This window comes from Gilliamella sp. X-23 (assembly GCF_057063545.1).
This window is the reverse complement of sequence record NZ_JBXSQG010000014.1, coordinates 37,111-58,004: the sequence shown is the minus strand read 5'-3', so window position 1 is coordinate 58,004 and position 20,894 is coordinate 37,111. Positions and strand designations below refer to the sequence as shown.

18 protein-coding genes and 2 pseudogenes are annotated in these 20,894 nt (G+C 34.6%); 9 read left to right on the top strand and 11 right to left on the bottom strand.

Annotated elements, in window-relative coordinates:
- Positions 1-11: 11 nt before the first annotated feature.
- The 3 genes from nrdA to ACYH9I_RS09560 all read right to left on the bottom strand — a co-directional run bounded on the left by nrdA (position 12) and on the right by ACYH9I_RS09560 (position 5,512).
- On the bottom strand, positions 12-2,300 hold the full coding sequence (gene nrdA / locus ACYH9I_RS09570) for a class 1a ribonucleoside-diphosphate reductase subunit alpha (protein ID WP_483560512.1): 2,289 nt from the start codon (positions 2,298-2,300) through the stop codon (positions 12-14).
- Positions 2,301-2,595: 295 nt separating this feature from the next.
- Positions 2,596-3,822, bottom strand: coding sequence for a hypothetical protein (locus ACYH9I_RS09565; protein WP_483560511.1), 1,227 nt, complete (start codon positions 3,820-3,822; stop codon positions 2,596-2,598).
- A 352-nt stretch (positions 3,823-4,174) separates the two neighbouring features.
- Positions 4,175-5,512 carry a replication-associated recombination protein A gene (locus ACYH9I_RS09560; protein ID WP_483560510.1) on the bottom strand — a complete coding sequence of 446 codons (1,338 nt, stop codon included), beginning with the start codon at positions 5,510-5,512 and terminating at the stop codon, positions 4,175-4,177.
- A gap of 179 nt (positions 5,513-5,691) precedes the next feature.
- Between ACYH9I_RS09560 and lolA the strand changes: the two genes are divergently transcribed.
- Positions 5,692-6,285: an outer membrane lipoprotein periplasmic chaperone LolA gene (lolA, locus tag ACYH9I_RS09555; protein WP_483560509.1), complete on the top strand. Its 594-nt coding sequence runs from the start codon at positions 5,692-5,694 to the stop codon at positions 6,283-6,285.
- A gap of 105 nt (positions 6,286-6,390) precedes the next feature.
- Here lolA and ACYH9I_RS09550 read toward each other — a convergent pair whose 3' ends face one another.
- The 5 genes from ACYH9I_RS09550 to ACYH9I_RS09530 all read right to left on the bottom strand — a co-directional run bounded on the left by ACYH9I_RS09550 (position 6,391) and on the right by ACYH9I_RS09530 (position 12,869).
- Complete coding sequence (locus ACYH9I_RS09550) at positions 6,391-7,908, bottom strand: UxaA family hydrolase (RefSeq protein ID WP_483560508.1); 1,518 nt, start codon at positions 7,906-7,908, stop codon at positions 6,391-6,393.
- Positions 7,909-7,977: 69 nt separating this feature from the next.
- Entirely contained in the window at positions 7,978-8,994 is a 1,017-nt protein-coding gene (locus ACYH9I_RS09545; protein ID WP_483560517.1) for a zinc-binding alcohol dehydrogenase family protein, read from the bottom strand.
- 27 nt (positions 8,995-9,021) lie between these two features.
- Positions 9,022-10,461: a tagaturonate reductase gene (locus ACYH9I_RS09540; protein WP_483560507.1), complete on the bottom strand. Its 1,440-nt coding sequence runs from the start codon at positions 10,459-10,461 to the stop codon at positions 9,022-9,024.
- A gap of 118 nt (positions 10,462-10,579) precedes the next feature.
- Positions 10,580-11,497: a GntR family transcriptional regulator gene (locus ACYH9I_RS09535; RefSeq protein ID WP_483560506.1), complete on the bottom strand. Its 918-nt coding sequence runs from the start codon at positions 11,495-11,497 to the stop codon at positions 10,580-10,582.
- Between the two features lie 91 nt (positions 11,498-11,588).
- The gene (locus ACYH9I_RS09530; protein ID WP_483560505.1) at positions 11,589-12,869 is read right to left on the bottom strand and encodes an MFS transporter; all 1,281 of its coding nucleotides are present in this window, start codon (positions 12,867-12,869) and stop codon (positions 11,589-11,591) included.
- Positions 12,870-13,490: 621 nt separating this feature from the next.
- Here ACYH9I_RS09530 and ACYH9I_RS09525 point away from each other — a divergent pair.
- Together ACYH9I_RS09525 and ACYH9I_RS09520 are read left to right on the top strand one after the other, a co-directional pair.
- Positions 13,491-13,837 (top strand): annotated as a pseudogene (locus tag ACYH9I_RS09525) (MFS transporter).
- A 284-nt stretch (positions 13,838-14,121) separates the two neighbouring features.
- Positions 14,122-14,760, top strand: a pseudogene (locus ACYH9I_RS09520) (DUF2961 domain-containing protein).
- 108 nt (positions 14,761-14,868) lie between these two features.
- On the opposite strand, the gene smpB reads toward ACYH9I_RS09520, so the two are convergent.
- Positions 14,869-15,351: an SsrA-binding protein SmpB gene (gene smpB / locus ACYH9I_RS09515; RefSeq protein ID WP_483560504.1), complete on the bottom strand. Its 483-nt coding sequence runs from the start codon at positions 15,349-15,351 to the stop codon at positions 14,869-14,871.
- A gap of 33 nt (positions 15,352-15,384) precedes the next feature.
- On the opposite strand from smpB, the gene ACYH9I_RS09510 reads away from it, so the two are divergent.
- Genes ACYH9I_RS09510 through ACYH9I_RS09490 form a run of 5 tightly spaced genes read left to right on the top strand, consistent with a single transcriptional unit; the run spans position 15,385 to position 17,304 of the window.
- On the top strand, positions 15,385-15,855 hold the full coding sequence (locus tag ACYH9I_RS09510; RefSeq protein WP_483560503.1) for a type II toxin-antitoxin system RatA family toxin: 471 nt from the start codon (positions 15,385-15,387) through the stop codon (positions 15,853-15,855).
- A complete protein-coding gene (locus ACYH9I_RS09505) occupies positions 15,848-16,126 on the top strand; it encodes an RnfH family protein (RefSeq protein ID WP_483560502.1) in 279 nt (92 codons plus the stop codon). Before ACYH9I_RS09510 ends, ACYH9I_RS09505 begins: the two co-directional genes overlap by 8 nt.
- Positions 16,127-16,142: 16 nt before the next feature.
- Positions 16,143-16,577, top strand: a complete 435-nt coding sequence (zur, locus tag ACYH9I_RS09500) for a zinc uptake transcriptional repressor Zur (RefSeq protein ID WP_483560501.1) — start codon at positions 16,143-16,145, stop codon at positions 16,575-16,577.
- Complete coding sequence (locus ACYH9I_RS09495; RefSeq protein WP_483560500.1) at positions 16,565-16,921, top strand: EamA family transporter; 357 nt, start codon at positions 16,565-16,567, stop codon at positions 16,919-16,921. Before zur ends, ACYH9I_RS09495 begins: the two co-directional genes overlap by 13 nt.
- On the top strand, positions 16,921-17,304 hold the full coding sequence (locus tag ACYH9I_RS09490; protein WP_483560499.1) for a DMT family transporter: 384 nt from the start codon (positions 16,921-16,923) through the stop codon (positions 17,302-17,304). Before ACYH9I_RS09495 ends, ACYH9I_RS09490 begins: the two co-directional genes overlap by 1 nt.
- A gap of 202 nt (positions 17,305-17,506) precedes the next feature.
- On the opposite strand, the gene ACYH9I_RS09485 is transcribed toward ACYH9I_RS09490, so the two are convergent.
- Positions 17,507-17,722, bottom strand: a complete 216-nt coding sequence (locus tag ACYH9I_RS09485; protein WP_160403544.1) for a DUF4177 domain-containing protein — start codon at positions 17,720-17,722, stop codon at positions 17,507-17,509.
- A gap of 466 nt (positions 17,723-18,188) precedes the next feature.
- Here ACYH9I_RS09485 and ACYH9I_RS09480 point away from each other — a divergent pair, with 466 nt between their 5' ends.
- Positions 18,189-19,751: a hypothetical protein gene (locus ACYH9I_RS09480; protein ID WP_483560498.1), complete on the top strand. Its 1,563-nt coding sequence runs from the start codon at positions 18,189-18,191 to the stop codon at positions 19,749-19,751.
- A gap of 622 nt (positions 19,752-20,373) precedes the next feature.
- On the opposite strand, the gene mutT is transcribed toward ACYH9I_RS09480, so the two are convergent.
- Positions 20,374-20,778, bottom strand: a complete 405-nt coding sequence (gene mutT / locus ACYH9I_RS09475) for an 8-oxo-dGTP diphosphatase MutT (RefSeq protein ID WP_483560497.1) — start codon at positions 20,776-20,778, stop codon at positions 20,374-20,376.
- Positions 20,779-20,894 lie beyond the last annotated feature (116 nt).

The following is a 20,894-nucleotide window of genomic DNA, read 5'->3' as shown; positions in this document are numbered from 1 at the left end:
TTTAATAATGGTTAAATCTTACAAGCACCACCTTCACAACCATCGTCACTGTGTGTTGTTGGAATAATGTCACCTTGAATATCTTCAGCACCATCGCGTGTATTATGATAATAGAGCGTTTTCACGCCAAATTTATAAGCGGTCAATAAGTCTGATAATAGCTGTTTCATTGGTACTTTATCATTTGGGAATTTAGTCGGATCATAATTCGTATTAGCCGAAATTGATTGGTCAACAAATTTCTGCATAATTCCTACTAAGTGTAAATAACCAGTATTATTTGGAATTTGCCAAAGTAATTCGTAGAAATTTTTCAGATTGTTATAATCTGGAACTACTTGTTTTAAAATACCATCTTTAGACGCCTTAACGCTAATGAAGCCTCGTGGTGGTTCAATGCCATTTGTTGCGTTAGATATTTGTGACGAAGTTTCTGATGGCATTAATGCTGATAAAGTTGAATTACGAAGCCCATGTATTTTAATCGATTCTCGTAGTGATTCCCAATCATAATGTAAAGGCTCTTTGGTAAGAGTATCTAAATCTTTTTTGTAAGTATCGATTGGTAAAATACCTTGTGCATACGTTGTTTCGTTAAATAATGGGCATGCTCCCTTTTCTTTAGCAAGGTTATTGGATGCTTTTAGCAAGTAATATTGCATGGCTTCAAAAGTACGGTGAGTTAAGTTATTAGCACTACCATCAGAATATTTGACTCCATGTTTTGCTAAATAATAGGCATAATTAATAACACCAATACCTAATGTTCGACGATTTAATGAGGAATTGCGAGCAGCAGGCACAGGGTAATCTTGATAATCAAGCAGTGAATCAAGGGCCCGTATTGCTAAATCGGCTAATTCTTCAAAGTCATCTAGTGATTCAATTTTACCTAAATTAAAGGCTGATAATGTACAAAGTGCAATTTCACCGTGCTCATCATTAACATTATTAAGGGGTTTGGTAGGCAATGCAATTTCCATACATAAATTCGATTGGTGAACAGGCGCTAATAGGGCATTAAATGGGCTGTGGGTATTACAGTGATCGACATTTTGGATATAAATGCGTCCAGTCGATGCGCGCTCTTGCATTAATAGAGCAAAGAGTTCAACGGCTTTAACTACTCGTTTGCGAATATTGACATCTTTTTCATATTGGTGGTAAAGCTTTTCAAATTTATCTTGATCGGCAAAAAAGGCATCATAAAGCCCAGGGACGTCTGATGGACTGAATAAAGTAATATTTTCGTTGTTAATTAACCGTTGATACATTAATTTATTGATTTGTACCCCATAATCTAAATGGCGAACACGGTTTTCTTCTACTCCACGGTTATTGCGTAAGACTAATAAGCTCTCGACTTCTAAATGCCAAAGAGGGTAGAAAACGGTTGCGGCTCCACCACGCACACCGCCTTGTGAACATGATTTAACCGCAGTTTGAAAATATTTATAAAAGGGAATGCAACCAGTATGAAATGCTTCACCACCACGAATTGAACTTCCTAAAGCGCGAATTCTCCCAGCATTGACCCCAATTCCTGCACGTTGCGATACGTATTTTACAATAGCACTTGCTGTTGCATTGATTGAATCTAAACTATCATCACACTCAATTAATACACAGGAACTAAATTGACGAGTAGGTGTTCGAACACCTGCCATAATTGGGGTTGGTAGTGAAATCTTAAAGGTAGACACTGCATCATAAAAGCGTTTTATATAGCTAAGGCGTGTCTCTTTTGGGTAATTGGCAAATAAACATGCTGCGACTAGAACATATAAAAATTGTGCACTTTCATAAATCTCTCCAGTAACGCGATTTTGTACCAAATATTTTCCTTCAAGCTGTTTAACTGCGGCATACGAAAAAGACATATCTCGCCAATGATCGATAAACTTATCCATTTCCGCAAATTCTTCTTGAGTATAATCTTCAAGTAGATGTTCGTCGTATCGTTTACTTTCTACTAACTTTTTGACATGCTCATAAAGAGATGGTGGTGTAAACTGGTTAAAGGCCTTTTTACGTAAATGGAAAATAGCTAAGCGAGCGGCTAAATATTGGTAATCAGGAGCATCTTGAGAGATAAGATCGGCTGCAGCACGAATAATTGTTTCATGGATATCTGATGTCCGGATTCCATCATAAAATTGAATATGAGAGCGCAATTCAACTTGTGATACCGAAACATTATCTAATCCTTCGGCTGCCCATGTAATGACTTTATGGATTTTATCAAGATTTATTGGTTCTTTTTTGCCGTTTCGCTTTGTGACAAGTATTGATTTATTCATTTTTCATTCACTGTAATTATGTATTCTTGTGATAGCTATAGTAATTGATATTTATCAAAATATACAATATATAGTACCTATTAATCATTTAATTACTATATATAGTGTGCTTGTTAATCGGTAATGCTGATTTTATTAACGAAAATCAGGTTTTATTGATTTTAAAAGGTACTGTCAGTTTTTATTAACAGTCCCATAAAGATAGGTACAAGTGGAAAAAATTAAAATATTGTATATGATAAGATCTACCTATGAATAGATAGATCCTAAAATTTACACGAACATTGACAATACTTTATCTTCTAGGTACAGAGACGCATATGCCATTTTTATTTTCTTTTTCTCTATCGCGACAATGATATATACCATTATAAGTATGTATATCGCAATACTTTCCTTTCCATGTATCCCATAAGTAGTACCGCCTAAAACTATTTGATTGGTTTTCATGCGGTGCCAAAGAACCAGGGTAAATCTGTTGACCCAGATCGCCCCATTCACTAAATAATGTTCCTATTTCACGTGTATATAACGCTACTTTGTTATTACCACTTAACATCACATTACTTACTTCGTCAGCATGACTTAAGCGATAATGACCACTTTTATGTGAACATGCTGCAATTACCTCCGTAAGCTCGTCTCTCATAGAGAGAGGCTCTTCTTTATTGTTATACGTTTGATTCCAAGCGTCAAACCATTTGGTAAGGGTAAATGAGTATTGAACTATTGTATTTTTTGTTTGATTTCTTCCTTCAATGACAACAGTATATCCAGAGTCAGATCCCATAATATATTGCCAAGCTTTGCCTGGATCTTTTGCATCAACGGTATTGAAAGCTATCGTGACAAAATTAGTATTATTGGTGACATTAACTAGTGCACTGCCTTGCTTAACTGTCCAAATGTAGTTTGAAGCGATGCCCTGATTGGACAAGAGCAAATCAAATTTAGCACCATAAAAACCTGTAGTTGGGAAGTTTTTTGTTGGATCAACATTCGATTGATGTAAGAAACCATATCTTGGATCCCATTGATTTTTTTTACTTCCTGTAATTCCTGATGGATTTAATGAAGGTCTAGCATAACAGACAAAAGCATCATCTAATATGGTATACGTTTTAGAGGGATGAGTGATGACATCCACATTAGGATAGGTATTGCTATTAGGGATACCATACTGCGAAGATAAAATTAGATCAGCAGATAATTTTATTTTAAAAGGCGCATACATACCTTCTGTGGATAAGCTACAAAAAGTATCAGTATCTTTAGGGGTAAATTCAATGAGTTTATTATTTATGTCTGTATAATACCAAGTCATACTAACTTTTTGTTGCCCTTTGGGTACAAGTGCTTCTAATTCGTCTCCATCGGGATCAAAATATTCATGACTATCTGGCTGTTTTATTGGTGCCGCATCGATTTTATTTTTAAAAGGGTAATTGTGTTGAATAGGTAAGTATTTTACTTCATCTCCATAATAGTTTCTATTGTCTACAGTTAAACCAAATAAATTCAAATCATCTATTCGCTGCTCAATTATGGGTGATAAAGATGGTTTTATTCCGTGAATAACCTGAGTTGTTTGAGAGCTAAGACTTGCATAACTTATTTCGGAAAATTGCGATAAGATTGTTGTATATATGACTGATTTTAAATGTTTTTTTATTACTGCTTGATTCATCTTTGAATTCCTTTTCATCATTTTTTATCCTAAAAGAAATTAAGGAAATTACTAGATGATGACTATATTTTAAAAGTCGCCGATTTTAGATTAGGCCGTGATATTTAGTCAAATGGTATCTTTTTTAAAGATTGCTAATTGACCAAATTTTAGTTGATTAATTGGATTGCTATGTAACAACATGAAATTAAACTTGATTTTTTTTAGACTTATAACGTTGAATTGGACTTGCTTGGTTTTGTGCATCTATCCATGCTAATTTATCGGCATAGTTTTTTTCTGCCCCTCGTGTTGTAGGCCGGTAATATTTTGTATTAGCCATTTCTGGTGGAAAGTAATTTTCACCTGCAGCGAAAGCATTAGGTTCATCATGAGCGTAGCGATACTCAGCACCATAACCTAAATTTTTCATTAAGTTAGTTGGTGCATTACGCAAATGTTCGGGTACATCATAATCTGATTTAGATTGGGCGTCACTCATTGCTTGTTTAAAAGCAAGATAAACAGCATTACTTTTGGGTGCACAAGCCATATAGACAATTGCTTGTGCAATTGCACGTTCTCCTTCAGCTGGACCAACTCGGGTAAAACAGTCCCATGCTGCTAGTGCCACTTGCATCGCTCTTGGGTCAGCATTGCCGACATCTTCTGATGCAATGGCTAATAACCGGCGGGCGACATAGAGTGGATCGCCACCAGCCGAGATAATCCTAGCATACCAATAAAGTGCAGCATCGGGTGCTGAGCCTCGAATCGATTTGTGGACAGCTGAAATTAAATCATAAAAACGGTCACCTTGGTTATCAAATCTAGCGCTGCGTTCACCCATTACTTCCTTGAGTAGTTCAGGGGATAGCTCTTGACCATCGGACATGTCAACCAATAGCTCAAGTGTATTAAGAGCACGCCTTGCATCCCCTCCTACAAATTCAGCAATCTGTTTTTTGGTTTCTTCGGGCAGCAAAATATTTCGGTTACCGTAACCTCGTTCGGGATCGTTCATTGCCTGTTGTAAAATCTGTTCAATGTCGTAGTTGGTTAATGATTTTAGTAAATAAACTCGTGCACGCGATAGTAAGGCTGAATTGAGTTCGAATGATGGGTTTTCGGTCGTAGCGCCAATAAATGTTATGGTGCCATTTTCAACATAGGGTAAAAAAGCATCTTGTTGGCTTTTGTTAAAACGATGAACTTCGTCAACAAATAAAATAGTACGAATACCGGCTTGTTGATCAATTTTAGCTCGTTCAATCGCTTCGCGAATATCTTTTATACCGGATGTAACGGCAGACACTCGTTCAACTTTTGCATTCGCATGGTGAGCAATAATTTCTGCTAATGTTGTTTTACCGGTACCTGGTGGCCCCCAAAGAATCATTGAGTGTAAATTACCAGCTTCAATGGCTTTTGGTAGCGGTTTATTTTCACCTAGCAAGTGAGCTTGTCCTATATATTCAGATAAGGTTCTAGGACGCATTCTTGCTGCTAACGGTTTAAACTCATCAGTGGTAAATTCAAAAGACATACTCGGCATGGCAGGTCATTATCCAAATTGATAAATTGAATCTATTATATACTTGTTATTTAATAAGTGAAAAAAGAAAAGAAAATATCTTTTCCCATCAGAATAAAAACGTTAATATTTTGAACTAATTTAGTTACTGGACTTTATTTAAGTTGTTAGATGAAAAGTAAGGATTGGGTATGAAGAAGTATTTATTGTTAATTGGGTTATTGGCGAGCTTATCAGTATGGGCTGGTGATAAAGAAGTATTACAACAACGTTTAGATAAAATTGAAGGATTTTATGCAAGCTTTTCTCAAAAAGTGAAGACTGAAGATAATCAACCTGTGCAAGACGGTAAAGGAGATTTATGGGTTAATAGGCCTTACTATTTTAATTGGACAATGAATGAGCCAGATGAAACTTCAATTATTTCTGATGGAAAAAATATGTGGGTGTATACGCCAGCGGTTGAGCAAGTAAGCGTAATGGATTTAAAAAAAGCGGTTGATAATCGTTTAATGTTACTTATTACTGATAGCCACAATCCAATTTGGGATGTTTATCAAGTGACTCGCAAGCAAGACTCATTTACACTTAAACCGACGGATGGATCTAATCAAGATTTTATTATTTCTGTATTACCTACAGGTATGATTTCAAATTTCACTATCATTGAAGAAGATGGCCAACGTAGTTTTTATGATTTGTCTCATCAAGTACTAGGTAAAGTGGAACCGAATAAATTTAAATTTACTCCGCCGGCAGGTGTAACAATTGATGATCAACGTTAGTTGATTTTCTTTTGCTCAAATTTAATTTGTTGTGACCGACTTCTTTGTTCTATGCTAGAGTTATCACTGTGATTAAATTTGAGCCATGATTTAGAATAAAAGAAATTATTCAGTCACGCCGTTTTTGAAAATGGATAAATCTCTAAATTGATTAATTTCATTACATGTGGGTTTACCATTAACCAGTTGTATAATCAGATCAATAAATTGTTCTAATAATTTATCCATTTTGATGCCATTTACTAACTGCCCTGCATCAAAATCTATCCAGTGCTGTTTTTTATGAGCTAAAGCTGAATTAGTTGAAATTTTTACGGTTGGCACAACTCCACCATAAGGTGTTCCTCTTCCTGTAGAAAATAACACCATATGGCAACCAGCTGCAGCTAATGCGCCTGTTGCAACTGCATCATTACCGGGTGCAGATAATAAATTTAAGCCTGTTTTTTGGAGTCTATCACCATATTCTAATACATCAATAACCGTACTATTACCTGCTTTTTGCGTACAACCTAGAGATTTGTCTTCTAGTGTAGTAATACCTCCTGCTTTATTACCAGGAGAGGGGTTTTCGTAGATAGGTTGATTGTATGACATGAAATATTGTTTGAAGTTGTTAACCATATTTACGGTTTTTTCAAATATTTGTTGATTGACACAACGAGACATTAAAATTGTTTCCGCGCCGAACATTTCTGGAACTTCTGTTAGTACACTTGTCCCCCCATGCGAAATTATATAATCAGAAAATTTACCTAATAGAGGATTAGCTGTAATGCCAGATAGGCCGTCAGAACCACCACATTCAAGCCCAAATTTAAGTTCACTTAGTTTACCTAATTGCCGTTGATCTGATTTCATTATTTGGTAGATTTCAAATAAATAATTGACACCTTGTTTTATTTCATCTTCAACTTCTTGAGCAATCATAAAGCGTACTCGCTCGCTATCATACTCTCCAAGACTTTCTTTAAAAGAATTGAGTTGATTATTTTCACAACCTAAGCCAATGACTAAAACTCCGCCTGCATTAGGATGTTTAACCATATCTTGTAATATAGTTTTGGTTGTTTGATGATCACAACCTAATTGTGAACAACCATAGGGATGAGAAAGTAAATAAACACCATCAAAATTATATGATTTTTGTAAAAGTTCTTGAGAAATATCGGCTAAAAATTGATTACGAATCTGTGCGGCAATACCATTAACACAGCTAACTGTAGGAATAATCCAAAGCTCATTACGGATACCAACATCTTTATTTTTTCTTCGATAAAGTTTGACTTCTCTATCACTAAATTGCGTTGAAATATGTCCTATAGCCGGTTGGTATTGATATTCATTAAGTGCACCAAGATTAGTTTTTACATTATGCGTATGAACATGCTCACCAACTTGAATCGCTTGTGTGGCATGGCCAATTGGAAAACCATATTTTATAATATTTTCACCTTGTGCAATTGGTTTTATTGCTATTTTATGACCGGCAGGGATATCTTGTAATGCAGTAATTTGATGTTGATCTACCAATAGTTCACTAATGATTTTATCGCCTTGATGTAATTGTTCTAATGCAATAATGACATTATCATTATCATTGATTTTAATTGTTTTTTTCATAGCTAATTCCTATAAATGCTCATTTCCGCTACGTTTGGTAGCGGAAAAAATTGGCAGATTGTTATTGTTTTAACTGATTTTTATGACTGATTTGAGTCGAGCACTTGGATCATCTCGCATTTCTTGGAATGCCTTTTCAGCATCAGCTAACTCATATACATCGGTAATGATTTTTTTGACATCACATTTTCCTGAACTGACTAAATCAATTAATTCGATAAAGTCGTTTTTTAGGGCATTGCGAGATCCAAAAATATCCAACTCTTTTGTTTGAATTTGGGTAAAGGCAAAATCTAACTTTTGTTTGCTTACACCAACTAAACCAATACGTCCTCGGAAAGCTGCTGCATCAATGCAGTTTTGGAAAGTTTGTGGTAGTCCTGCACATTCAATGCAAACATCAAAACCGTCATTTTGAGTGAGTTTTTTTACTCTTTCCTCAAAATTTTCTTTATCTGTTCGAATAACACCTTTTGCACCTAGTGATAATGCCTTATCTAATCGTGATTGCATTACATCACTTACATAAACTTCAGCACCTTTTAATACAGCAGCCATAACTGCAAATAAGCCGATAGGTCCGGCGCCAACCACTAAGACTTTATCTCCTTTTTTTACTGATGTTCGTTGAATGGAATGATAGCTAATACAAAATGGTTCGATCATGGAAAGTGTTAATGCATCTAATCCTTTACCATCATAAATACGTTCAATTGGTATACTGTAATATTCTCTAAAAATACCATCGCGTTGTGCGCCAAGTGTTTGATTACTTGTGCAGCAATTAACAAATCCACGTCGACAAGAGTAACATTGACCACAGTTGAAATAAGGATTTGCTGTAACTATCATGCCTTTTTGGATACCATGATCATTGTCTTGGACTTCAACAACTTCGGCCGAGAATTCATGGCCAGGAATACGAGGATAACTGGCATAAAGGAAAGTCCCTTTATACGTTCCCATGTCTGAACCACAAATCCCACCATATAATACTTTTAAGATCGCTTCTCCTTTTTGTAACGTTGGTTTTTCCATCTCTTTAATTTCAACTTTTCCTGGTTCTGGAATAACAATATATTTCATTTTAGGCATTTAATTGACTCCTAATGTTTAATTGTTTGGAATATAGTTTTTAATATCGTGGGATAAAATACTTTTCAAATTTTCCGTTACTAAATCAGTTAATCCAGTGACGTTATTTAAATCTTCTCCCCAATGCTCTGTCATTTTTAAGACATTTGTGACTAGTGTTTTTACATCATTTTGATAAAGAGGTTGCCATTCATTAAACTTTGCTAATAAATGAGCATCATCAGTTAATGAAATAGTTTGACCTTGGTACTTTCCACGATAAAAAGCAATAAGTGCAGCTAATGAAAAAGAAATATATTTGGGTGGTTGGTTAAATTGTTTACTATAGGTTAATAACTGCGGTAACAAGCGAGTTTTAAATTTCGTTAGTGAATTTAGTGAAATAGATATTAATTCATGTTTTATGAATGGATTTTTAAAACGTTTTAATACTTCATCTGCAAATTGTTTTAGTTGTTCTTTATCCAAAGATAGCGTTGGGATAACTTCTTGGTTAAGCAAATTTTTCACAAACGTTTCAATTTGCAAATTATCCATACATTGTCCTACAGTGCGTAGTCCTGCAAGATACGCAACGGGAACCATTGCTGTATGGGCGCCATTTAAGATGCCAACTTTTCTTTCTTTGTAAGGTTTAATATCATCAACAACTAAAATATTTAGGTCTACTTGATCAAGCTTTAATTTTTGTTTTAACCAATTTGGTCCTTGGATAACAAATAAATAGAAGTATTCTGCTGTGTCTAAAAATCGATCTTGGTAACCTAGTTGTTGTTCAAGTTGAGTGGCTTCATCCTTTGGGTAACCTGTTACAATACGATCTACTAGCGTTGAGCAAAATGTATTACTTTCGTTTATCCATGCAATAAAGCTATTACTAAGTTGCCATAATTTTGCATATTTTAGTACCAACTCTTTTAGTTTTTCGCCATTATAATCAATTAGTTCACATGGAATAATGATTAAACCTTTATCTTTCTTTCCGTTAAAAAATTTGAATCGATGATGCAAAAAACAGGTCAATTTAGCAGGAAAGGTTGTTGGTGGCGTATCGGTAGCTTTATCTTTCTCGCTAAATGCTATTCCTGCCTCAGTGGTATTTGAGAAAATAAATTCTAAATCAGGATTTTGTGCACATTTTAAATATAACTGATAATCTTGATATATCAATATTTCGCGATTAACTGAATAGATAATTCGAGGAGTAGCAATAGCATCATCTTGTTCATTAAGACCTCGAATAATCGTTGTATAAAGTCCATCTTGTTCGTTAATTGAGGGGTGATGGGTATCAATAGGCCTGATAATTGTTACACCACTATTGAAGTCTGTTTTTTGGTTTAGATTATCAATGATCCAATCGACAAAAGCCCTTAAAAAATTACCTTCACCGAATTGGATAATCTTTTCAGGGTAATTTGGTCCAGAAAAATTAGATCTATTTAATTGTTTAACCATGGTATAGTTCTCTTTAATTAATTTATTAGGTAGTAAGTAAAGAGAACTATAAAAGAAGATACAAAGTAGTATTTATTTTTTTAATTGTTTCGTGTTGAATATAAAATTTTTTTGTTTTTTATCTGTTTTTTATAGCTAATGTTCGACCAATTGACTCTTGCATTGATGTTTTTGCTGTATTTAAATGACGACACAACGCTGCGATGGCCGCTTGTTCATTTTTTTGTAAAATTGCTGTTAAAACAGCAATATGCTCTGATACGGCAATACTATTACGTTCTTTTAGATTGCTGTTATCCCACTGATAATGAAAATGAAATATGACCGAAATTAAATCAAAAGACTGCATGAAAAACGGATTATCATTACAAGATAAAATTAACTGATGAAAATCACGATCAAGTGTTGAAAAAAGAGTATATTCATCTTGTATATTTTTCTGAAAATTTTTATGACGTTGTAATAATTCTCGTGCTTTTATCCAGTTGATATGATTATCTGGTTGAGCCATAAATGCTTTAAGTGCAAATATTTCTAACACACTCCTAAATTCATAAAGTTTTTCTGCATAATCTTTGGCAAATGTAACTAATTCCCATTCCCCTTTTTTTATATTATTAATAAGCCCGTAGTGTAAAAAACGTAATAAAAATTCACGTACCACAACGGGATTTACTTTTGTATCTTTAGCAAGTTGGATTTCGTTAAAATTATCACCAGGCAATAACTTCTTATGATTTATTAAATGGTAAAAATAGGTTTCAAAATTTTTATCTTGTACCGCTCTTTTTTCAAAAGTACAGACTATCTTATCCTCATTTGTTGGTTCTCGTAATAAATGGTATTCATTATTATTAAACAGTAGGATTTGTTTTTTGCATAAATGCTCTAGTACTGCTCGGATAGTTGTTCTACTAACATTAAAAGCCTCAGCCAGAATTGAAATAGAAGGTAATGGAAAAGATAATATTTTGTTATTAATGCAATCAATAAATTGATTAATGGTATTTTGCCTTAATGCTTGACTTCTGCCCATATTATTTTCTCAATAATGTTATTATAATAATAGGAGTTTAAGAAAATCCTATCGAATATTTTTAATAGGATTTTCTAATAAAATGGCTAAGTTATAAAGTAGATTGATTTTCTGTAATCGGTTTAATATCTTTTAATACAAGTGAGTAGACAAGCGCGCCTATTGCACAAGCGCAACCTGAAACCACTAGGGCATACATAAATGAGCCTGTTGCGCCAATAATGTATCCTGTTACAATTGGACCTAATATTCCTCCGCAATTTGAAACCGTATTTTGAATCCCTCCTAAAACGGATGTCATATTTCTTGGTGCTACATCGCCAGGTAGGCACCAGATAGCTGAACCAGCAAAGGCAAGACCAATATATGAAATACAAAGTAAAGCCATCATTATGGTTATAGAATCAACTAAGCCAGCAAATGAAATTGAGGTTGCAATTAACATTCCTCCGACCAAATTACATTTTCTAGCAAGATTGATATTATTGGTTTTTATGTAAATAAAATCAGTTAACCACCCTCCAATCCATTGTCCAATTATACCACATAAAGGCGGTAACATAGCCAAAAAGCCCATTTCTGTTAAACTTAAACCTCGTTCTTTCATTAAATAAGTAGGGAACCAAGTAATGAAAAAATAGACTGCATAATTAAGCATAAAAAATCCAATGCACATAGCAACCACATTGCGATACTTTAATAATTGATACCATTTCATTGGTTGTATGGTATCGATCCCTTCTTTTTTGATTTGGCCGTCACGAATATATTTTAATTCTGTTGCACTAATACTTGGATGTTGTTCTGGATCTCGGTAAATATATATCCACCAAACAACCCAAATAAGACCTAAAGCTCCACAAATAAAAAACGCCGCATGCCACCCCCAAGCAGCAATAATCCAAACAACAAGAGGCATCGCAAATGCCGTGCCGAAACGTGAACCACTATCAAATAGTGCAGTTACGCGTCCTCTTTCTCTATCAGGGAACCATTTTGCGGTTATTCCCCCATTACAAGGATATGCTGCAGCTTCTCCAATGCCCATAAACACCCGAGCAAAAATAAAACCGATAGGGGAGGTTGCTAATGCCGTTGCACCAGTTGCTAAAGACCACCAAGTTACCGACCCTGCAAGAGTTTTTCTTTGCCCAAAACGATCTGCAAGGAAGCCAGCAGGAATTTGACAACAGGCATAACTTAAGAAAAATGCAGACATGATCCATCCCATTGCTTCAGGTGAAATATCTAAATCAATCGCAATAATAGGTGCAGCTGCAGACATGACAGTTCTATCTAAATAATTAATCACAATAGCAAATAACATAAGTATTGCTATGTGGAATCGAACACGACTATTTTTTTTAGGCATACAAAACCTCTTTCTATAAATTATTTAATAATATATTCATTTAGTTATCTTAGTCTGGGTAACAATCATAAAGATGACTAACGAATAAGTCATTTCACTAAAATGGCTATATTGATAGTAGAGAAAAAATTTATTTAGATAAGGAATTGTTTGTTCGATTGTGGTCTGGATAATATTTTTCTGTTTTTAATTTGTTTTTTTATTTTTTCATCGTTTATATTACATCTTGGTTAGTTTTAATATATCTCCCTTTTTATAAAAAATTTATTTTATTTTCATATAAATAATTGATATTAAATATTATATTTTATGGTTCAGATGTTTTTATTAGTAAGAATATTAAAATAATTTTGATGTTGATCACATTTATCCAATAAACCTTTTAAAGCTAAATTTTTAGCTCTGCATACTCAATTGCAGTGGTTCACTCTTTATAGGATAAATTATGACAAGTGTATTTTATAATAAGCCGTCTTATTGGTTTGCTTCCTGTTATAGTTTTATGAATTACGCTACAGGTAGTTTCGTTTTTTCGTCTTATGCTATGCTAAATAAGGAGACTGGTTTAACGGTAAAACACACTGGCATTATTTATTTAATTATTTTGTCTCGCTCATTCTTATGATTGTGGATGGTGTTTATCACGATAAATTAGTACTGAAAAAACAGCTTATCTGGTTTCAAAGTATTATTATCACATTAGCAGCGCCTACATTAATTTATGTTTATGAACTGCTACTAAAGCATAGTTTTTACGTTGGTGTCATATTTGGTAGTTTCTTTTTAGGCTTTGGTTGGATTGTATTAATGGGGTTAATTGACTCTTACTGTGAAAAAATCGCCGCGTTTTTGGTTTCTACTTTGGTCAATGTTGCACATGGGCGTGTATCGCTTATGCAGTAGGAACCTTTATTGCCGGTATGTTAATTAGTCTTAATCCACAAATTTTTGGACTGCATCGGGTGTAGGTATCTGCTTTATGCTACTTAATCTCAATTTTAAACACGATTTAAGTCAATCATCAGAAGCTGTCTTCCAAAAAAACAAGCTAAGTTTTAATGAAATTATATCAGTCTTTACACTGAAAAATTCTGGATATTTGTTATTTATATGCTTGGAACTTATAATATTTATGATCAACAGCTATTCCCTGTTTATTTTATTTAGCAGTTTGACTATATCAATGATTGTTATCGGTTATATGGCATATTAAATTCGTTTCAAGTTTTTTTAGAAACGGCGGTCATGTTTTGTGTTACGTGATGTTGTTATCCACATTTATTGGGATGATGAAAAAGTACCATCAGTCGAAAGCCCAATCGATGATTTTTTCTGTAATGATTTTGGCGCACGGTGTGATATTAACTCAATGCCAATTGTGGTCAATCCAACAGGTGGATTTAATAACTATTTTAGAATGCCGTTTAATAGAAAAGCGAGGATTGAAATTCAAAATGAACATGAAGCAGATTTACAGCATTTCTTTTTAACTATTAATTGCCTTAATGCTTAAAACATTTGAAGTACTACTTTATTTTCATGTTCAATGGCGTAACGAGTAACTAATTATGCCGAAGATTATGTATTATTAGATAATATCGAAGGCTATGGCTATTATGTTGGTACTTACTTAGGATTAACAGCTTTGGATTGTTACTGGTGGGGAGAAGGGGAATTTAAGTTCTATCTTGATGATGATAGTCAATATCCAACTCAACATTCAACAGGCACTTTACTGAAAGAAGTGCTGAGCTATTTAGTTGAAGTAGACTCCAAATCGCAACAGATTTGTTTGTGTTCTTATGATTATAATATTTATCTTAATTATTCTTACTATCCGATTAATGCTATTGCACAAGACTTTCAAAGTATGGCTCATACATTGTATTAATGTAATTGATGACTTACTTAACTTTAATCAATTAAAAACCATGCATTTTTTATCAAACCACAAAATATACGTCACCACTAGACCTATGCTTTACCAAGTAATAACGTATTATCGATTTGCATTTTTCATAATGCGTGCTTTATCAACTTGCCATTGACGTTCTTTAATATCAGTGCGTTTGTCGTATTCTTTCTTCCCTTTGGCAATACCAATTTTTACTTTTGCCCATGCGTTTTTCCAATATAAAGAAAGGGCAACAACGGTATAACCTTGGCGATTAATTTGACCAAATAATGAATTGAGCTCTCGCTCATTTAGTAGTAACTTACGATTACGCATTGGTTCGCAAATAACATGCGTCGAGGCGACATTTAGCGGTGTAATGGTTGCCCCAAACAGCCATGCTTCACCGTCTTTGAGTAGAACATAGCTATCACTAATATTGGCCTTGCCTGCTCGCAGTGATTTGACTTCCCAGCCTTGCAGGGATAAGCCCGCCTCGATTTCTTCTTCAATGAAGTACTCATGGCGTGCTCGTTTATTTAATGCTATGGTTGCTGAACCTGGCTTGTGTGATTTTTTCTTAGTCATAATGTGCGTTATTATAGAGTTACGTGATATTATATGCTACTAATTTTATTTTTTTATTTTATTATTATGGCACATGTTTTTCACGAAGTTATCGAACCTTATTCAATTGAGCAAATGTTTGCTTTAGTCAACGATATTGAAAAATACCCAGAATTTGTCCCTGATTGTATAGCAACAGGTATTATTAGAAAACAAGATAACACTATTGCTGCATTTATTGAGGTTGAAAAGTTTGGCTTTAAAAAATCGTTCACGACATTAAATCAAATCAATGAACCTAATTCAATTGATATGAGACTTTTAGATGGTCCATTTAAACAATTATCGGGGCAGTGGCAATTTGTTGAAATTTCTGAAAACAAAAGTAAAATCAGTTTTAATTTAAATTTTGAGTTCAAAAATAAATTATTAGGTATGACTTTTACCCCTGTTTTTAAAGAAGTCATGACAGGTATGGTTAATGCGTTTTCAAAACGAGCAAGGCAGATTTATCAAGATGATTAATATTCAAGTTGTTTATGCGTTACCGAATAACTCGACAGTCATTGATTGCAATGTCGACGAGCAAACGAACGTCTTGCAAGCAATTACAAAATCCAATATCTTAAAAATATGTCAAATAAAATTAGATGAGCATTTAATTGGCATTTATGGAAAGCGTTGTGGTCTTAATGAATTGGTTAAAAATGGTGATCGTATTGAACTATACCGTGCTTTAATCAATGATCCTAAAGAAATAAGACGAAAAAAAGCGACACAAAAAAATCATCACTAAAGGCAAAGGAAACCGAATGCATAATATGCTAATTGAAAAGATTGAAACTTTATGCAAAAAACGTGGTATTAAATTGACAACGCAACGTCGAACTGTCTTAGACATCATGTTAACGGCTAATAAAGCAATGAGTGCGTATGATCTTCTTGATCTACTTAAAGTCAGCGAACCACAAGCTAAACCGCCAACAATTTATCGTGCGCTTGAATTTCTACTTGAGCAAGGCTTTATCCACAAAGTGGAATCTTCGAATAGCTATATTATCTGCCCACATTTTCAAGACCCAGAACATATTTCTATTTTATTGATTTGCGATAAATGCCAACAAATTATTGAAAAACACTCTGAGCAAATCGAAGAACAGCTAAAACAGCTTGCGCACCAAAATCAATTCTTAATAAAGCATAGCGTGCTTGAAATACATGGACTTTGTCAGCAGTGTCAACTTTAATTATTGTCCTTTGGTTAATAAATATTGTTTGCGATACTATTGGGCAAATAGCGTTCAAGTATGCGGCGATCACATCCCAAAAAAAGCAAGGCTTATATTATTGGCAAAAATTATTTGGAAATTTCTGGCTTTGGATCGGCTTTAGTGCTTACTTTCTTGGGTTTATTTTTTGGTTGGCGTTTTTAAGTCAAGTGCCATTATCGGCAGGCATTTTATTGGGATCATTTAATATTATCACAGTGATGTTAGCTGGGCGGATTTTATTTAAAGAACACCTTACTTTGTTCCGAATCGTGGGGATATTTTTTATTACGACTGGTGTAGTATTAGTGGGGCTCACTTAATGAAAAAATTTTACATCATCGGTTTTATTTTACTGCTATTTTTTGACACCTTTGGGCAAACTAGTTTTAAATTAACCGCACTATCAGCCTTGCCTTTTGAAGCTAGTTTTGATTGGTTAGTCCGAATTTTTACTTATGGTTGGGCTTACTTAGTTATGCTGGGCTATACAGGGGCTTTTATTACTTGGATGGTATTATTAAAAAAAGCACCAGTAGGTCCTGCGTTTGCGGCTTCTCATTTACAAGTGGTTACAGTTATGCTGGTATCGGTTATTGTTTTTGATGAACAAATTACCATCACTCGGTTGTTAGGCGCGTTATGTATTATTATTGGCATCATTTTCCTTGCCTTAGCGGAGCAAAGATTGCAGCGTAAATCCTAGTTTTTTTAGCTTCTTGTATCGAAACTTATACTTAATTATAAAAAAATAAGCGATATTACTTTGTGTATGAAGATGAAGTTGAGTTTATTTAGGCGAGTGAATAACTGCATTGGTTCCCAATCTAACTATCAGACATTCCTTATCTATTTTTGCTTTGTAAGACAAATTATGTGTAAAAATAGATAAGCGAATTTAGGTTTATTTAGTTTCGTTCTCGTTCAAGTACCACTAAATAAGCTTCTCTTTTCCAAAATAAAAATAAGCGACGCATGTCTTTTTCCATCGTAACAACTCGCCAACCTTGTTCTGCATTCTTATTTAAGGCTTCAGTAAATTTAACCTCATTAACATTAGCGTTACCCAAAAGTAACGAAGACAAAGTTCCTTCTTGAAAAACAATAACCTTATATTCTTTCATATAATTAATTCCTTAACTTTTTATAAATCATTATTTTTAATGATAAGTACCCCCAAAAAATGGGAAGGAATTATATACTTTTTAATTTTTTACTTTCAAGAGCATAATCAGTTTGTTTAAAAATAGATACGTTTAATCGATTTTTGTTCTATCAATTGTTAACTAATATATATACAATTAAAAAAATTAGCCAAAAAAACGTTCAAAAATATCATTGATTTTATTAATGTTTTTTAAATTGCTGTTTTCTTATAAAAAAATATTTATTTACACGTACCTAACAAGTTTTTCCAATTAAAGTTTCAATACCAAAACTAACAAAACATTACAAAACTTTAATAAAAAAAAGTGGTTATCTGCTTTTAACTAGTTATACTTTGAAATAAATAATCACTCAAATAGAGCATAAAACCAATATAAAACTATTGAAAATAAAATTCAAAAGTTACTTGATAGGTAGGACATTATGAAGAATTGTTTCAGTATCATTTTGAGCATCAAACCTCAGGTTTGCCAAGCCTATGTATTAAATTTATTTAATTATCTCTGTAGTCAAAAACAGATGGAATGCTTATTTTTATCACGAGACTTAGAGAAATCGCCGAGGTTCAAGTTCTTACCCTCCTTATCTCAGTTAGCCTTTGCGCCGTTGTCGTTATTGTCGTATTCGTTTGATTCGCAGGCGTTATCGGCGAAAACCACAAGGGTTATTGAGGGTAGTGCACCGTATTTGACGTTTGATGGGGGACGAACTAGGGCGACAATAAATGATGTATTGGCCATCACGTTGCCAGATGGATCGAGGGTCATCCCTTCATCCGATACCTCAAGTAGAACAAATCCAATGCTGGTAAGGAATATAAGTACTTTTGATGATATACACACGCTGGTGCCATCGGGGAAAAATACCATGAGTTTTAGTGACTTAATTGCTCAAGGTAATTGGGGGGATGATGATGGGGATGGTCAGGGTACTAATCGACCGCCTGTGGAGTATAGTGTAACGGCGACCGGAAGTATATCGATGAGTATTCGTAATAAGTATGGTAGTACAGTAAGTCGTAGTGATACAGTGGATGTATGTAAGGGGCCTTATGAGGTAATATTAAGTAATACAAGGCATAATTTAATGACACGGTATGGGGTGCCTCGTGCTTCTTATCTTGATGCTCAGGAAAAGACGTATTATATCAATTTGAATCAGCCTAGAGTTTGTTATGCAAGGCCATATCTTGGCGGTTGGGCTAACGTTGCTGGTATATGGAATACTTATGAGGGTTTTTTGGTTCAGTCAACAAGTTCTTCATCTTATGGACTTAATTTTCCTACTACGGGTGCTGATGGGTTGTATTTTTATTTAGCTGTAGGTGGTGGGACTGATGTAAGTAAGTTGAAGTGGGCTCCAGTCACGCGTAGTGGCATAACGGCTACCGTAACAATGGTAATTCCTAATGAAACTTGGATTCCTATCCCTGATAGGAGAGAAGTTTTCGCTCGTGTTCAGTTAAGTGGTCCTAGGGCAGATAGCACTCAAATACAATCAGATAATCCTAGTCCACTTAGTAGACCTAGTTTACCACAGGTTTTTGAGTTAGAGGGTAAGGATAGTCGAGGTAATGTGGTGGTCAAGTATGGATTTAAGTTGAGGCAGTGGTTCGTCAATCGAAGTAGTATAATAGATACTGTTTCAGGTCAAATAAAATGGTGTGGTAGTTTGGGCTATCGTCTGCCTAGGATAAAGGATTTAACCAATGCGAAATGTGGTGTGAATCTGAATTTTCCATGTTTAGGAGGGATTGATGGCGCCACGCCGTCGTCAGGTACTAATTATTTTCAGCGTCGAATAGGTGCAGGCTTTTTCACTGAGTGGGGTGGAATGAACAATTACCCCGATGCTGACTTCATGTTTTTCACTGGCTACTGGACGAGTGATGTGATATCTGACAATAAGTTTGATGTCAACTCGATGAATGGTTACGTCGCCAGATACGAGGACGGCGAACATCCAGCTGTTTGCATTACGCCTTAGTTCTTAATCTTTATGCGTGGGGACGCTTATGAATCCAATAGAGAGTAATATAACAAAGAAACAAGTCCCTGAGTTGCGGAGCCGAGCGGGGCTGGCTTGCCAGCCTTGCGCTTTAATGACTGAAATCCCCAAAAGCGCCTCCCGGCAGACGACGCCGAAGGTGTCATTGGCTGCGTAATGTAAGTCTGCGGTTACGCTAATCGTATCATCCTGATGCTTGTCTCTTCAAGGCCATTTTCGTTTTGCTATGATGTTCAAATTGTTCCTGATAAATAATAATACGCCAAACATTCCTGTGGTGTATTAATATGCTTTGCTGTCGGCATATGCTGACTCTGAGACGATACAATCCAAATAACCTTGAGTGTTTTTTTTGAGTTGCTTTTTTGTTAAAAGAGGACTAGTTGCCACTTAAAAAGCGGTCAGGAAAGGTATTGATTTTATTGAAGTTTTTATTTTGACGTTTTCAAGTAAAATCAAGCGTTTATACAACCTAGGCAAGATATTGATAGCTAACAAACCCATAAAATCATGAATAGAGCCCCTAATAACAACCATTTAGCTTGCAAAAAGTGGTCAGGAAAGATATTGATTTTATTTGTTTTTTATAAAAATAAAAGCACTAAATTTGCTTATCTAAGTTCTTTAGCATCTCAATAATTGGCCTATTGGCGTCTGGGAATTCGTCAGCATTGAGATCTTCTTGGTCAACCCAACGACTTGGTTGTCCTTCTTTAGCAAAAGGAACGCCATCCCATTCTTCGACTAAATAAGCATGGATGGTGATGTTGCGATCTTCATAACTGTGTTTAAAGACTTTTAAGAATTGGGCTTGATGGATGTGAATGTCGACTTCTTCGGCAATTTCGCGTAGTAAGGTTTGATATGGGGTTTCACCGTTCTCAATTTTCCCACCCGGAAACTCCCAAAAACCGGCAAGATGGGAATCTTCGCCGCGTTGGGTGATAAAAATTTGACAATTTTGTGAACGAATAATACCTACAGCAATTTCAGTATGTTTTTTCATAATTCTGTCTGTTTATCTTTAAATTTAGGGAAAGTAGAAGCTTTCCTTTTTTATTTAATCACCGACTTTAATCGGTGATTTAAACATCAATTTATTCGATAATACTAAATTTTTGT

Bases quoted from the DNA above. Each gene is read 5' to 3' on its own strand.
- ACYH9I_RS09505 (WP_483560502.1), top strand. From the start codon at position 15,848: ATGATTAATATTCAAGTTGTTTATGCGTTACCGAATAACTCGACAGTC.
- ACYH9I_RS09485 (WP_160403544.1), bottom strand. From the start codon at position 17,722: ATGAAAGAATATAAGGTTATTGTTTTTCAAGAAGGAACTTTGTCTTCG.
- mutT (WP_483560497.1), bottom strand. From the start codon at position 20,778: ATGAAAAAACATACTGAAATTGCTGTAGGTATTATTCGTTCACAAAAT.
- ACYH9I_RS09560 (WP_483560510.1), bottom strand. From the start codon at position 5,512: ATGTCTTTTGAATTTACCACTGATGAGTTTAAACCGTTAGCAGCAAGA.
- ACYH9I_RS09510 (WP_483560503.1), top strand. From the start codon at position 15,385: ATGCTACTAATTTTATTTTTTTATTTTATTATTATGGCACATGTTTTT.
- ACYH9I_RS09535 (WP_483560506.1), bottom strand. From the start codon at position 11,497: ATGGGCAGAAGTCAAGCATTAAGGCAAAATACCATTAATCAATTTATT.
- ACYH9I_RS09545 (WP_483560517.1), bottom strand. From the start codon at position 8,994: ATGAAATATATTGTTATTCCAGAACCAGGAAAAGTTGAAATTAAAGAG.
- lolA (WP_483560509.1), top strand. From the start codon at position 5,692: ATGAAGAAGTATTTATTGTTAATTGGGTTATTGGCGAGCTTATCAGTA.
- zur (WP_483560501.1), top strand. From the start codon at position 16,143: ATGCATAATATGCTAATTGAAAAGATTGAAACTTTATGCAAAAAACGT.
- ACYH9I_RS09480 (WP_483560498.1), top strand. From the start codon at position 18,189: ATGAAGAATTGTTTCAGTATCATTTTGAGCATCAAACCTCAGGTTTGC.
- ACYH9I_RS09540 (WP_483560507.1), bottom strand. From the start codon at position 10,461: ATGGTTAAACAATTAAATAGATCTAATTTTTCTGGACCAAATTACCCT.
- smpB (WP_483560504.1), bottom strand. From the start codon at position 15,351: ATGACTAAGAAAAAATCACACAAGCCAGGTTCAGCAACCATAGCATTA.
- ACYH9I_RS09490 (WP_483560499.1), top strand. From the start codon at position 16,921: ATGAAAAAATTTTACATCATCGGTTTTATTTTACTGCTATTTTTTGAC.
- ACYH9I_RS09550 (WP_483560508.1), bottom strand. From the start codon at position 7,908: ATGAAAAAAACAATTAAAATCAATGATAATGATAATGTCATTATTGCA.
- nrdA (WP_483560512.1), bottom strand. From the start codon at position 2,300: ATGAATAAATCAATACTTGTCACAAAGCGAAACGGCAAAAAAGAACCA.
- ACYH9I_RS09530 (WP_483560505.1), bottom strand. From the start codon at position 12,869: ATGCCTAAAAAAAATAGTCGTGTTCGATTCCACATAGCAATACTTATG.